The organism is Klebsiella sp. MPUS7 (genome assembly GCF_009905335.1).
GTDB lineage: Bacteria > Pseudomonadota > Gammaproteobacteria > Enterobacterales > Enterobacteriaceae > Klebsiella > Klebsiella grimontii.
In genome coordinates this window covers 2,473,112-2,487,059 of sequence record NZ_CP047604.1, presented here as the reverse complement: position 1 = coordinate 2,487,059, position 13,948 = coordinate 2,473,112, and the positions used below count along the sequence as shown (strand labels likewise).

Annotated in this window: 10 protein-coding genes; 7 read left to right on the top strand and 3 right to left on the bottom strand. The window is 56.1% G+C overall.

What is annotated here, in order from left to right; translation table 11 throughout:
• The first annotated feature begins 392 nt into the window (after nt 1-392).
• From iraM to tus, 5 genes are all read left to right on the top strand, one after another.
• On the top strand, nt 393-740 hold the full coding sequence (gene iraM, locus GUC22_RS11685; protein ID WP_049085423.1) for an anti-adapter protein IraM: 348 nt from the start codon (nt 393-395) through the stop codon (nt 738-740).
• Nucleotides 741-1,077: 337 nt separating this feature from the next.
• Nucleotides 1,078-1,794, top strand: coding sequence for a two-component system response regulator RstA (gene rstA, locus GUC22_RS11680; protein ID WP_116943529.1), 717 nt, complete (start codon nt 1,078-1,080; stop codon nt 1,792-1,794).
• Nucleotides 1,795-2,045: 251 nt separating this feature from the next.
• Entirely contained in the window at nt 2,046-3,818 is a 1,773-nt protein-coding gene (locus GUC22_RS11675) for a GGDEF domain-containing phosphodiesterase (RefSeq protein WP_131929830.1), read from the top strand.
• Nucleotides 3,819-4,297: 479 nt separating this feature from the next.
• Nucleotides 4,298-5,599, top strand: a complete 1,302-nt coding sequence (gene rstB, locus GUC22_RS11670; protein ID WP_024357998.1) for a two-component system sensor histidine kinase RstB — start codon at nt 4,298-4,300, stop codon at nt 5,597-5,599.
• Nucleotides 5,600-5,673: 74 nt separating this feature from the next.
• Entirely contained in the window at nt 5,674-6,606 is a 933-nt protein-coding gene (gene tus / locus GUC22_RS11665; RefSeq protein ID WP_004134391.1) for a DNA replication terminus site-binding protein, read from the top strand.
• On the opposite strand, the gene fumC is transcribed toward tus, so the two are convergent.
• Complete coding sequence (fumC, locus tag GUC22_RS11660; RefSeq protein ID WP_024357996.1) at nt 6,596-7,996, bottom strand: class II fumarate hydratase; 1,401 nt, start codon at nt 7,994-7,996, stop codon at nt 6,596-6,598. The two genes, tus and fumC, sit on opposite strands and share 11 nt — an antisense overlap.
• Nucleotides 7,997-8,138: 142 nt before the next feature.
• A complete protein-coding gene (fumA, locus tag GUC22_RS11655; protein WP_024357995.1) occupies nt 8,139-9,785 on the bottom strand; it encodes a class I fumarate hydratase FumA in 1,647 nt (548 codons plus the stop codon).
• 197 nt (nt 9,786-9,982) lie between these two features.
• Between fumA and manA the strand changes: the two genes are divergently transcribed.
• Both manA and GUC22_RS11645 read left to right on the top strand, forming a co-directional pair.
• Nucleotides 9,983-11,161: a mannose-6-phosphate isomerase gene (manA, locus tag GUC22_RS11650; RefSeq protein WP_024357994.1), complete on the top strand. Its 1,179-nt coding sequence runs from the start codon at nt 9,983-9,985 to the stop codon at nt 11,159-11,161.
• A 98-nt stretch (nt 11,162-11,259) separates the two neighbouring features.
• Nucleotides 11,260-12,822 (top strand): YdgA family protein, encoded by a 1,563-nt coding sequence (locus tag GUC22_RS11645; protein ID WP_024357993.1) that lies wholly within the window; start codon nt 11,260-11,262, stop codon nt 12,820-12,822.
• A gap of 25 nt (nt 12,823-12,847) precedes the next feature.
• Here GUC22_RS11645 and GUC22_RS11640 read toward each other — a convergent pair whose 3' ends face one another.
• A complete protein-coding gene (locus tag GUC22_RS11640) occupies nt 12,848-13,876 on the bottom strand; it encodes a Mal regulon transcriptional regulator MalI (protein WP_024357992.1) in 1,029 nt (342 codons plus the stop codon).
• Nucleotides 13,877-13,948 lie beyond the last annotated feature (72 nt).

Sequence of the window (13,948 nt, the reverse complement as noted above, 5' to 3'; positions counted from 1 at the left end):
TGATTTATATCAAAATAAAACCGATTTCATAAAGAAGCATACTTTGCCATTAATGACATGCAGCGTAGTAGATATGATCGTAATTATATGATTTTACGATCTTTCGATCTAATCTTGATATCCAGTGCGGAATTTTATTCTATTCACAACCAACAATGCAGCTTATTAGTTCATCTCCGGTCGGTTTTTCGAATCTTTTACTTGTTTCTATTATCAATATCAGTATTAGACACTCATGTAAGTGCAATTATTCCATATTAAACTAAGTCAGCGTCAGCTAAAGGAACCTCCATGTTTGGATCCGCTTCAGGCACAATAAAAAGCCCCTTAAACCTTATCAAACTATATACATCAACGCGAAAATGCTCATAAATTACTGGAGCGCATTAAGCATGCAGTGGAATATTGAAAATAGCCTTGTATGTCCTGTAACCGGAACAGGATTTTCAGTTGCGGCAAGTGCTAAAAATCTCAAATTAATCATATGGTATAATGGTGATTATTTTTTGAACACTGGTTCGGTTATTAACATCACTCAAAATGAAGTGCTCATTAACGGCGAGCCCGGCGATTTACAGGTTATTCACGCTTTCCCCTATACGGAAATCCTGTGGTCAACGTTTGCCCGGTATATCGATTGTCCGGGCAATGAGGATCCTATGTTGCTCATCTGCCATCGAAGAAGTCTCTGCAAATTCGCCTTGTGCCCCTACGGTGCGAGGCAAAAGAGGCCAGAATAAGGCTCTCTCCTGGCTCAAGCTCAGCCTATTTCTCTACGGGCAGAGGCTGTTCTGACAGACGCTGCCCACCTTTGCCGCACCCCGTGAGCATAATACGCAGAGCTTTCGTCATTAACGCAATCATTGTCTGGTCACGTGAAAGCATAGCTCTGAACCACAAGTCCGGGAAGCATAGCGAATTTCGTCACTAATACATAGCTCATATTAATGCCCGAATGGTTTACAATGGCGATAGCGATGAATGGGCTGCTGACCTTATGATGCCTCATGCGCCGTCTCAGCCGCGATTCTGGCAAAGCGATTCAAACGATGATAGATGAGTACAAGCATACACAATATGAATAAAATTGTTTTCGTTGAGGACGATGCCGAGGTCGGAGCACTGATTGCCGCCTACCTTGGCAAACACGATATGGACGTGGTGGTAGAACCGCGCGGCGACCGGGCGGAAGAGGTTATCGCGCGCGAAAAGCCCGATCTGGTGCTGCTGGATATCATGCTGCCGGGTAAAGACGGTATGACGCTGTGCCGCGATTTGCGCGGCCAATGGCTGGGCCCCATCGTCCTGCTCACTTCGCTGGACAGCGATATGAACCATATTCTCTCTCTCGAAATGGGCGCCAGCGATTATATCCTGAAAACCACGCCGCCCGCGGTGCTGTTAGCCCGCCTGCGCCTGCATTTGCGTCAGCACGTCGCCGTGCCGGAAGGTAGCGTCCCCTCCTCCCTCACCCCGCATAAAGCCATCACCTTTGGCTCCCTGAGCATCGATCCGGTCAATCGCCAGGTCATGCTCAGCGGCGAAAGCGTCGCGTTATCCACCGCGGATTTCGATCTGCTGTGGGAGCTGGCGACGCACGCCGGACAAATTATGGATCGCGACGCGTTATTAAAAAACCTGCGCGGCGTCAGCTACGATGGTATGGACCGCAGCGTCGACGTTGCCATTTCGCGGCTGCGCAAAAAGCTTCTCGACAATGCGACCGAGCCCTATCGCATCAAAACGGTACGCAATAAAGGCTATCTGTTCGCCCCCCACGCCTGGGACAATTAATTCACGGGTCAGCTGTGAGTGCGGGTTAAGTCGCCACAGTCACTGCACCCTCCTGTTAATGATTAACTATTCTTAAAACAAGCGTTGCGCTTAATGCAAAACTGGCGAATCCGGAACCGATCGGCGCAAAACATTCTAATGTGGTGGTAACCATGGCGATTGTGCCACTATCGATACCCGCCGCGAGTATAGAGCTTCACACCATGAGTGGGTTGGGATGACCGAAATATCTACTGTACGGGGGTATTTAAATGTTGAGCGATCTCAGCAACGATGAAAGTAAAAGACGCGCGGCGATTGACCTGTTAAAAAATCCCGACGAGGGACGGGACGAAGCATTAAAGAAGTATACGCATCTGGTCTGCCAGTTGCTGAAAATGCCGATGAGTTTTGTCTCGGTGCTGGATGATGAAAAGCAATATATCAAATCCGCTCAGAATATCGCCGCCACGGAAACCCGCCTGGGCGACGCATTTTGCGAACAGACCTTGAAACAGGGTAAAACGTTCATTTGTCGTGATACGCATCAGCACCCGGTTTTTCAGCGCGATCGCGCCGTCAGAGAAGCGCCGTTCATTCGTTTTTATGCGGGATGCCCGCTGACAACCCGGGATGGGGTGGCCGTGGGTACCTTGAGTATCCTTGATACGCAACCCAGGGAACTTTCCGACGAGCAGGTCGCTATCTTTAACACGCTGGCCGAGCTGGTATCGGACTTCTTAGCCTCCTGGCACTCGGTAGGCTATACCGACGTCGTCACGCTATTACCCAATCGTCAGCGCCTGCTGAAGGACATTGAGGTGTCGGCGGTGAGCGCCTTCCGGCTGGTCATCATTGACTGCATTGATATGCCCTTTGCCTACGAGATGGCCCGCTCATTGGGGATGATTGCCGTAGAAAACTTACTTCGCGACATGACCGCTCAGCTGCAGGCACGTCTGCCTCTCGCGGGCCAGCTTTACGCCGTGGCGGTCGGACGATTTGCTTTTTTAACGCCTGAGCCAACGGCTCTGTCGCTGGAAAACATTGCACAAAACCTTCAGGGAACCCAGGCCAGGATTGGCCCTGAAGTTCCCCTGGATTTGGATATTCACATGGGTGACTCCGGGCTGTGCGACAGCACCCTGACGCCGAATGAAATTCTGCGTCGTGCGGTGAGCGCCTTGCATGAGGCGATAAGCCAGGGGCACCGTTTTACCACCTATAATGACGCCCTGGATACCCGCAAAAAGAGGGATTTCAGCCTGCTGACCGAACTCAGACAAACGCTGCAGGTAAACCAGGGCTTATATCTGGTCTATCAGCCGAAAATCTCGCTGGCGACCGGGCGCGTGACGGGTGCTGAAGCGCTGGTCAGATGGAAGCATCCGACAAACGGCGAAATCCTGCCCGGCGAATTTATCCCGCTGGTCGAAAAGACCAGCCTGATGCGTGAGCTCACGGCCTGGGTTATCGATCGCACTATCGCGCAGCTGAGCGAGTGGCGGGACCAGGGACTGACTCTGCCGGTGTCAATTAATCTGGCCGCCAGTGATTTTTCTCGGCCCGATTTCGCTGAGGAGCTCGAACAGAAACTGCGGAATGCGTCTCTTGAGCCGGCGCTGCTGGGGTTGGAATGTCTGGAAACCGAGAAGATGCTTGAAAGTCCGGCCGCGCTTAACGGGTTGAACATGCTTAAAAAACGTGGATTTAAAATTTCTCTGGATGACTTTGGTTCGGGATACAGCAACATTAATTACCTGCGGCAAATGCCCCTGGACATCATCAAACTCGACCGGTCTATTGTGAGTCATATTGTCGACGAAAAAGCCAGCCGCATTATTGTGCGTAACGTTATCAAGCTTCTCAAGCAGCTCGATTACATCGTCCTGGCCGAAGGCGTCGAGGATCGCAAAACGGTCGAGATCTTGCGAAGCCTCGGCTGCGATGAGGTTCAGGGCTATTTCTATGCCAGGCCAATGGTTTCTGCAGATTTTGCAGCATGGTCCCGCGCCAGAAACGCAGCGCCGGAAATAACCCCCTGAAGGGCATCGCCGTTTTCGTAGCAAATGATCGGACGCATCGGCGGTTACGCAAGGTTCTTGCTGACCAAAATGCCCCACGTTCAGTCGCGCTAACCGTACCAGCCAGCTGGTTTCTAGCCGAAATTGCCATATAACCTCCAGCAGAGATGAGAAAAGGTGTTATATCAAGTTGAACCCTCCTCACCTATAACCACTTTCTTATAATGGTTTTTTGACAAGCTTACGCGACGGCGTCAGCACTCGCTTGCTATGGTCTCCTCGATTGTGCGCGATCATGATTGCCGGGTGTGTCGACTGCCCGCCGCATAACTTATGCAGAGCGGATGTTGTCAGCCGGTGCGAACCCTGCTTTCATAGCGAATCCAGCGGCGGATGAAAATGCAGAAAGGGGTTTTCACGAAGTTTCTGCCGGGGAAAATGCCCTCATGATGCCTCTGAGGGTATGAGAAAGGCATTTAACCTTTTTTAAGTGAGATTTAATGAAAAAGCTGTTTGTGCAGTTTTACCTGCTGCTGTTCGTCTGCTTCCTGGTGATGACTATGATGGTTGGCCTGGTGTACAAATTCACCGCCGAACGCGCCGGGCGTCAGTCTCTGGACGATTTAATGAAAAGCTCGCTGTATCTGATGCGCAGCGAGCTGCGGGAGATCCCGCCGCGCGACTGGAGCAAAACGCTTAAAGAGCTGGATCTCAATCTCTCTTTCGATCTGCATATCGAACCCATCAGCAAATTCAAGCTGTCGGAGAACTCGATGCAGCATCTGCGCGCCGGGGATATCGTCGCTCTCGACGATCAGTACACCTTTATCCAGCGCATCCCGCGCAGCCACTACGTGCTTTCCGTCGGCCCGGTGCCCTATCTCTATTTTTTGCACGAGATGCGCCTGCTCGATCTGGCCCTGATGGCTTTTATCGCCATCTCGCTGGCCTTCCCGGTATTTATCTGGATGCGTCCGCACTGGCAGGACATGCTGCGTATTGAGACCGCCGCCCAGCGCTTCGGCGACGGACATCTTAGCGAACGCATTCATTTCGACAGCATGTCCAGCTTCGAACGGCTGGGCGTGGCGTTTAATCAGATGGCCGATAATATCAACGCGCTTATCGCCAGCAAAAAACAGCTGATCGATGGTATCGCCCATGAGCTGCGAACCCCGCTGGTGCGTCTGCGCTATCGTCTCGAGATGAGCGAGAACCTCACCGAAGCCGAATCTCTGGCGTTGAACCGCGACATCGGCCAGCTGGAAGCGCTGATTGAAGAGCTGCTGACCTACGCGCGGCTTGACCGGCCGCAGAACGAACTGAAGCTGACGACCCCCGATTTCCCGGCGTGGATCCGCGATCATGTGGAAGATATTCAAACGGTTAATCCCCAGCGCGAGGTTGCGCCAGGCGACATTTTGGCCGGCAATTACGGCGCGCTGGATATGCGCCTGATGGAACGGGTGCTGGATAATCTGGTGAACAACGCCCTGCGCTACAGCAATCGGCGAATTCAGGTCGGCCTGACGCTGCAGGGTTCGCGGGCGACGCTGCGGGTCGAAGATGATGGTCCCGGTATCGCGCCTGCTGAGCGCGAGAGAGTTTTCGAGCCTTTCGTACGCCTCGACCCCAGCCGCGATCGCGCCACCGGCGGCTGTGGCCTCGGTTTAGCTATCGTTCACAGTATCGCCCAGGCTATGGCCGGGGAAGTCCATTGCGAAGAGAGCGCGCTGGGCGGAGCCTGTTTTTGCTTTAGCTGGCCGGTGTATCATCAACTGCCGAGTTTTACCTCCGCCTGACGAGCCTTTGCGCAGATGCTGAGGTCTGCTATAGTTAAAAAAATGTCAAGCATGTTGTAACTAAGGTGGAAAATATGGCCAGCTATGACCTCGTTGAACGTCTGAACGGCACCTTTCGCCAGCTCGAGCGCGAACTGCAAGAGCTGAAACAGTCCCTGAGCCAATGCCGCCTGCTGGCCGCCCGCGTCTTTGAGCTGCCGCCGGTAAGCAAGGATGCGGAACACCAGCCGCTCGACAGCATCAATGTGGTTCAGCATACCGGCAAAACCGCGCTGGAGATGGCGCTCAGGCACTACAGCCATCTGTTTATCCAGCAGCAGTCGGAAACCCGCAGCAGTAAGGCCGCCGTGCGCTTGCCCGGCGCGATTTGCCTGCAAACTGACGCCAACCAACAGGCTGAGCTGGCAGGCAAAATTGCCCATATCAACGCCCTCAAAGCAACCTTTGAGAAGATTATTACCGTCGATTCCGGCCTGCCTGCCGCCGCACGGTTTGAGTGGGTCCATCGCCACCTGCCGGGGCTTATCACGCTTAGCGCCTACCGTACCCTGACCCCGCTGCTCGATCCGAGCACCATTCGCTTTGGCTGGGCCAATAAGCACGTGATTAAAAACCTTACCCGTGATCGGGTGCTGATGCAGCTGGAAAAAAGCCTGCAGTCGCCGCGAGCGGTGCCGCCGTGGACGCGCGAGCAGTGGCAAAGCAAGCTGGAGCGAGAGTATCAGGATATTGCCGCCCTGCCGCAGCGGGCAAAGCTGAAGATAAAGCGGCCGGTGAAAGTGCAGCCCATCGCCCGGGTCTGGTACAGCGGCGAACAAAAACAGGTGCAATACGCCTGTCCGGGACCGATGATTGCGCTGATATCCGGCACGAAGGGGGTCAGCGTGCCGGACCTCGGTGAGTTACTGAACTATGACGCCGAGAACGTACAGTATCGCTATAAACCGCAGGCGCAGTCGCTCAGGCTTCTGATCCCGCGGCTGCACCTGTGGCTGGCTAACGAGTAGGCAGACTGCCCACCATCTCTTGCGGGCGAACCCACCGGTCAAACTCGTCCTCCGTCAGGTAGCCGAGGGCTAGCGCGGATGCCTTCAGGGTCAACCCCTCTTTGTGCGCTTTTTTGGCAATTTCCGCCGCTTTGTCATAGCCAATATGGGTATTCAGCGCGGTGACCAGCATCAGCGACTCATTGAGCAGCTGGCTGATGCGTTCACGATTCGGTTCAATCCCCACCGCGCAGTGCTCGTTAAAGCTCTCCATCCCATCCGCCAGCAGCCGCACCGATTGCAGGAAGTTGTGGATCACCAGCGGGCGGTAGACGTTGAGCTCAAAGTTGCCCGATGCGCCGCCAATATTTACCGCGACATCGTTACCCATCACCTGGCAGCACAGCATAGTCAGGGCTTCGCACTGGGTCGGGTTGACTTTGCCGGGCATAATCGACGATCCCGGTTCATTTTCCGGGATCGCAATTTCGCCAATCCCGCAGCGCGGGCCGGAAGCCAGCCAGCGTACATCGTTGGCGATTTTCATCAGCGAGGCGGCCAGGCCTTTCAGCGCCCCGTGGGCGTGCACCAGGGCATCCACGGTCGCCAGCGCTTCAAATTTATTCGGCGCGGTGACAAACGGCTGGCCGCTTAAGGCCGCGAGCTCGGCGGCGACGCGTACCGCGTATTGCGGATGAGTGTTGAGCCCGGTTCCCACCGCCGTCCCGCCCAGCGCCAGCTCCGCCAGATGCGGCAGGCTATGGTCGATATGTTTTAAATTATGCTCCAGCATCGCTACCCAGCCGGAGATCTCCTGGCCGAGGGTCAGCGGCGTGGCGTCCTGCAGGTGGGTGCGGCCGATTTTGACGATGTCGCTGAAGGCAACGGCTTTATCGTTCAGGGTCTGCTTTAGCACGTTGAGCTGCGGAATCAGCTTCTCCCGCAGGGCAATTATCGCCGCCACGTGCATCGCCGTCGGGAAAACGTCGTTAGAGCTCTGGCTCTTGTTGACATCATCGTTCGGGTGCACCTTACGCTCCATCCCGCGCGCCCCGCCCAGCAGCTCACTCGCGCGGTTGGCCAGCACCTCATTCATATTCATATTGCTTTGCGTGCCGGAGCCGGTTTGCCAGATAGCCAGCGGAAAGGCGTCCGGATGTTGGCCTGCCAGCACTTCATCCGCGGCCTGAATAATCGCCTGCGCTTTCTCCGCGGCCAGCAGGCCGAGATCGTTATTCACCTTCGCCGCCGCGCGCTTGGTCAGCGCCAGCGCGTGGATAAGCTCGACCGGCATTTTTTCCGTCGAAATGCGGAAATGTTCCAGCGAGCGCTGGGTTTGCGCGCCCCATAGCTTGTCAGCAGGCACGTCGATGGCGCCCATTGAGTCTTTTTCACTGCGATACGTTGTCATGACTGTCTCCTTGGATTCAAAGTGCGAAATCGCGACAAAGCTCACCTGCTTAAAGCGTAAAGTATGGGTCAGATTTATATGTTGTTTTAGTCGTTCGTGCCGCTAAGCGGCATAAAAAAACCGCCCCGAAGGGCGGCTGGGATTATTTCACGCAGCGGGCGCACTGCGAGCTTTGGATTTGCTGGAAGAAATCGTTGCCCTTGTCATCCACGAGGATAAACGCCGGGAAGTCTTCCACTTCGATTTTCCAGATAGCTTCCATCCCCAGCTCCGGATACGCCACGCACTCCAGGCTACGGATACTCTGCTGCGCCAGTACCGCCGCCGGACCGCCGATGCTGCCGAGGTAGAAACCGCCGTGCTTATGGCAGGCGTCGGTGACCTGCTGGCTGCGGTTGCCTTTGGCCAGCATCACCATGCTTGCGCCGTGGGATTGCAGTAAATCGACGTAGGAGTCCATACGGCCAGCGGTGGTGGGACCAAGAGAGCCGGAAGCGTAACCGTCAGGCGTTTTCGCCGGACCCGCGTAGTAGATCGGGTGATCTTTGACGTACTGCGGCAGTTCTTCACCGCTATCGATAAGCTCTTTCAGCTTCGCGTGAGCAATATCGCGGGCCACGATAATCGTACCGCTCAGCGATAGACGCGTTGACACCGGGTACTGCGACAGCAGCGCCAGAATATCGCTCATCGGCTGGTTGAGGTTGACCTTGACCGCCTCGCCCTCACCGGCCTGACGCAGATGTTCGGGAATATACTTGCCCGGGTTGCTCTCCAGTTTCTCCAGCCAGATCCCTTCGCGGTTGATTTTGGCTTTGATATTACGATCCGCCGAGCAGGAGACGCCCATGCCCACCGGGCACGACGCGCCGTGGCGCGGCAGGCGGATAACGCGGATATCGTGGGCGAAGTATTTGCCGCCGAACTGCGCCCCAAGACCGAGGTTTTGCGCCTCCACCAGCAGTTCCTGCTCTAGCTGAATATCGCGAAAGGCCTGGCCGTGCTCGTTGCCTTCGGTCGGCAGGCCGTCGTAATACTTGGTTGAGGCCAGCTTAACGGTTTTCAGGGTGGACTCCGCCGAAGTGCCGCCAATGACGAACGCAATATGGTACGGCGGGCAGGCGGCGGTTCCCAGGGTGCGCATCTTCTCGACGAGGTAGTTTTTCAGCTTCGCCGGCGTAATTAATGCTTTGGTTTCCTGGTACAGATAGGTTTTATTCGCCGAGCCGCCACCCTTGGCGATGCAGAGAAATTTGTACTCCTCGCCGTCGGTAGCGTAGAGGTCGATTTGCGCAGGCAGGTTAGTGCCGGTGTTGACCTCTTTATACATATCCAGCGGCGCGTTCTGCGAATAGCGCAGGTTATCCTGGATATAGGTGTTATAAACGCCCTGCGCCAGCGCGGCTTCATCGCCGCCGCCGGTCCACACGCGCTGGCCTTTCTTGCCGGTAATAATCGCCGTGCCGGTATCCTGGCAGGTCGGCAGCACGCCTTTAGCGGCAATATCCGAGTTACGCAGGAACTGCAGCGCCACGTACTTATCGTTTTCGCTGGCTTCCGGGTCGTTGAGAATATCGGCGACCTGCTGCTGATGCGCCGGGCGAAGCATAAAGGAGGCGTCGTGGAAAGCGTGTTGTGCCAGTAAAGTTAGCGCCTGAGGTTCAACTTTCAGCACTTCCTGGCCGGCGAATTCGGCGACGGAGACGTAATCACTGCTGAGGAGGTAATACTCGGTATCGTCCTTTTTCAGTGGAAAAGGATCCTGATATACAAACGGTTTATTCGACATTGTGCTCTCACTTACTGCTTAGCTGATTATATTTCAGGCAGACACTCCATTTGCCCGTGGAAAAGCGAGTCGATCGATTTTACACAATTTTTTAACAAAAACTGAGACAAGGACGACTTTTTCTTCGCGCCGGTTGCTTATCGGTCGATTGCTGGTTTAATAGTGCCATGACTATTAAGTGGAAACAGGGATTGAGAATGCAAAAGCTCATTAACTCAGTGCAAAACTACGCCTGGGGAAGCCATACCGCCTTAACCGAACTTTATGGGATTGCTAATCCGAACAACCTGCCGATGGCGGAGCTGTGGATGGGCGCGCATCCGAAGAGCAGCTCGCAGATTCTGGACAATAGCGGAACTCCGCGTTCTCTGCGCGACGCGATCGACAGCGATAAAGCGACCCTGCTTGGCGAGAAAGTCGCCGGGCGTTTCGGCGAACTGCCGTTCCTGTTCAAAGTCCTGTGCGCCGCGCAGCCGCTCTCTATCCAGGTGCACCCGAACAAGCAGGCCTCGGAAATCGGTTTTGCCAAAGAGAACGCCGCCGGGATCCCGCTTGATGCCGCCGAACGTAACTATAAAGATCCGAACCACAAGCCTGAGCTGGTTTTCGCCTTAACGCCGTTCCTCGCCATGAACGCCTTCCGTGAGTTTTCCGATATCGTCAATCTGCTGCAGCCGGTCGCCGATGCCCATCCGGCAATTGCGCAATTCCTCGCGCAGCCGAACGGCGAGCATCTGAGCCAGCTGTTTGCCAGCCTGCTGAATATGAAGGGCGAAGAAAAAGCGCACGCCCTGCGCGTGCTGCAGGCGGCGCTGGACAGCGAGCAGGGTGAGCCCTGGCAGACTATCCGCCTGATCGCCGAGTTCTACCCGGACGATAGCGGACTCTTCTCTCCGCTGCTGCTCAACGTGGTCAAACTGAATCCCGGCGAGGCGATGTTCCTGTTTGCGGAAACGCCGCACGCCTACCTGCAGGGCGTGGCGCTGGAGGTGATGGCCAACTCGGACAACGTGCTCCGCGCGGGTCTGACGCCGAAGTACATCGATATTCCGGAACTGGTGGCGAACGTCAAATTTACGCCCAAACCCGCAGGCGAGCTGCTGACCCAGCCGGTCAGCCGCGGCGCGGAGCTGGACTTCCCGATCCCGGTTGATGATTTTGCCTTCTCTCTGCACGACCTGTCGGCGCAGGCGTCAACCATCGCCCAGGATAGCGCGGCGATCCTGTTCTGCGTCGAGGGCGAAGCGGTCATCACCAAAGACAAGCACAGCCTGACGCTGAAGCCGGGTGAATCCGCGTTTATCGGCTGTAATGAATCTCCGGTGCAGGTCAGCGGCTATGGCCGCGTCGCGCGCGTGTTTAATAAGCTCCAGTAAGTTACTGAACTTTTTAGCCACAGTTGCTAGACTTTCACCCATCATGACAACACAACCAGGCGGCCCGATCCGCCTGGTTTCATTTATGGACAAATGCTATGAAAAAATCGCTGGTCGCAGCAGGAGTTATCATCGCGCTGGGCGTCGTCTGGTCTGGCGGCGCGTGGTACACAGGGAAGCAGCTGGAAAGCCGCATTGCCGACATGGTGCAGCAGGCTAATGCTCAGCTGCAAAGCAGCGCGCCGCAGGCTGGCGTGGAGCTGACATATCAGGGCTATCAGCGCGGACTGTTCCGCAGCCATTTACAGCTGGTGCTGAAGCCCATTGCCGGCAAAGAGCCCCGCTGGCTCGCCGCCGGGCAATCGCTGGTGTTTGATGAAGTCGTCGATCACGGTCCTTTCCCGCTGGCTTCGCTGAAATCCTTTAACCTCGCTCCGGCGATGGCGTCCGTCAAAACCACGCTGACCAATAACGACGCCAGCAAGGCGTTGTTCGACATCGCTAAAGGCGAAACGCCGTTCACCATTGATACCCGTATCGCTTATAGCGGCGACAACCAATCCGCTATCGTGCTCAACCCGCTTGATTACGCGAAAGGCGATGAGAAAGTGACGTTTAGCGGCGGACAGTTCCAGCTGAATGCCGACCGCGAGGGGAAAACCCTCAGCCTGAGCGGCGAAGCCGGTAGCGGGCAGATTAACGCCGTCAACGAGTACAACCAGAAAGTTCAGCTCACCTTTAATAATCTGAAAACCGATGGCTCCACCGAAATGGCCAGCTTCAACGAACGTATCGGTAAACAGGCTATCTCGCTGGACAAACTGGCGATTGGCGTGGAAGGCAAAGAGCTGGCGCTGTTCGAAGGGATGAAAATTGACGGTAACTCCTCGCTGACTGCCGACGGTAAAGGCATTAACAGCCAGCTGGACTACACCGTCAACAGCCTGAAGCTGCAAAATCAGGATATCGGTAGCGGCCGGCTGACCCTGAAACTGGATAACATTGACGGCGCAGCCTTCCATCAGTTCAGTCAAAAATACAACGCCGAAGCGCAGGCGCTGATGGCGGATCCGCAGCTGGCGCAGAATCCTGAGCTCTATCAGCAGGCGCTGACGCAGACCTTCTTTAGCGCGCTGCCGATGATGCTGAAAGGCAGCCCGTCCCTGACCATTTCGCCGCTGAGCTGGCGCAATGCGAAAGGCGAAACCACCCTTAACCTGTCGATTCTGCTGAAAGACCCGTCGCTGACCACTACCCCGCCGCAGACGCTGGCGGATGAAGTGGATCGTAGCGTTAAATCTCTCGACGGCAAGCTGGTGATCCCGGTCGATATGGCGACGGCGTTTATGACCCAGATTGCCGGGCTGGAAGGTTATCAGCCCGCCGACGCCGCTAAGCTTGCGGATCAGCAGGTGAAAGGCCTGGCGGCGATGGGCCAGATGTTCCGCATCACGACCATGGAAGATAACGCGATCACCTCAAGCCTGCAGTACGCTGACGGCCAGGTCACGCTGAACGGGCAGAAAATGCCGCTGGATGAGTTTGCCGGAATGTTCGGTTTAGCGCTTCCCGCCGTCGCTGAACCCGCAGCGCCGCAGGAAACTCAGCCGCAAGATGACGCGCCGCAAGACGTAGTTCCACCCGCAGCGCCGCAGCAGTAAACGACAAATAGCCCCTTACCAGGGGCTATTTTCGGGTAATCAGTCGCGGAGAAATGATCTGGTTTCTCGCCGCGCCCTGGCCCTCTTCCATTCGGCGTAAAATGCACTCCGCCAGGCTTTGCCCCAGCTCCCGGGCGGGTGTCGTCACCCAGGTCAGCGGCAGGTCGTCCAGCGCATCCTCGGGCAGTTCCGCAAATGCCGCCAGCGCTATCCGCTGTTCAAAATAGCTTTCGACGCCAGCTTCGCCGCTCTGCCGCCCGGCGCGCATCAGCCCAAACCACGCCCCGGTGGCGATCACGCTGTTGTAGCACAGCACGGCGCTAATCGTCGGGTTTTGCCGCAGCAGCGCCGCCATCGCCTCCGCCGCCTGCTTCTGGCTCGACTCGCATTCGAGCACCCACTCGCTATGAAACGGCAGGCCATACTTCAGTAAGGTGGCGCAGTAGCCGCCCACCCGTTCGGCGCGCGTCAGGGACGAGCTCTGCCCTCCCAGCCAGGCAATGCGCTGATGGCCGCGGCGGATCAGGTGTTCGGTGACAATCTGCGCCGCCTGCATATTATCCGGGCGGATCAGGTCAACATCGTCGAGATAGCTGGCGCGGGAAGCAAACACCAGCGGCATCCCGGCCTGCGCCGCGCGATCGCGCAGCTCCGCTCCCTGGTCGATCGCTCCGGCAATCACTACGCCGTCGACCCCTTGCGCCACCAGGGTATCAAAACGCTGAAGCATTTTTTCACCGCTGTGTCCCCCCTGAGTGAGGAACACCATTCGCCCCTGCGACTCAAGCGCGTCGGTCAATCCGGCGGTCATCTCGGCGTAGAAAGGCTTCGATAGGTCGCTGACGATCAGACCGATCACCCCGCTCTGCCCGCCGCGCAGAGACGCCGCCTGACGGTTACGCACGAAGCCCAGTTGCTCAATAGCATGATTGACGCGCTCGCCGGTGGCCGAGGAAATACGCCCCTTGCCGCTCAGTACCAGCGATACCGTACTGACCGATACCCCCGCCGCCTGGGCGACATCATTAATGGTGATTTTTTTCGCGATAGCCATAACTGCAGGCTGGCTCCCTTTGGCTGTCGATAAAACGTTTTATCAAGATACTCTCTTTATAAACGTTATTAT

Bases quoted from the DNA above. Each gene is read 5' to 3' on its own strand.
- fumA (WP_024357995.1), bottom strand. From the start codon at position 9,785: ATGTCGAATAAACCGTTTGTATATCAGGATCCTTTTCCACTGAAAAAG.
- GUC22_RS11640 (WP_024357992.1), bottom strand. From the start codon at position 13,876: ATGGCTATCGCGAAAAAAATCACCATTAATGATGTCGCCCAGGCGGCG.
- manA (WP_024357994.1), top strand. From the start codon at position 9,983: ATGCAAAAGCTCATTAACTCAGTGCAAAACTACGCCTGGGGAAGCCAT.
- tus (WP_004134391.1), top strand. From the start codon at position 5,674: ATGGCCAGCTATGACCTCGTTGAACGTCTGAACGGCACCTTTCGCCAG.
- rstB (WP_024357998.1), top strand. From the start codon at position 4,298: ATGAAAAAGCTGTTTGTGCAGTTTTACCTGCTGCTGTTCGTCTGCTTC.
- iraM (WP_049085423.1), top strand. From the start codon at position 393: ATGCAGTGGAATATTGAAAATAGCCTTGTATGTCCTGTAACCGGAACA.
- GUC22_RS11645 (WP_024357993.1), top strand. From the start codon at position 11,260: ATGAAAAAATCGCTGGTCGCAGCAGGAGTTATCATCGCGCTGGGCGTC.
- GUC22_RS11675 (WP_131929830.1), top strand. From the start codon at position 2,046: ATGTTGAGCGATCTCAGCAACGATGAAAGTAAAAGACGCGCGGCGATT.
- fumC (WP_024357996.1), bottom strand. From the start codon at position 7,996: ATGACAACGTATCGCAGTGAAAAAGACTCAATGGGCGCCATCGACGTG.
- rstA (WP_116943529.1), top strand. From the start codon at position 1,078: ATGAATAAAATTGTTTTCGTTGAGGACGATGCCGAGGTCGGAGCACTG.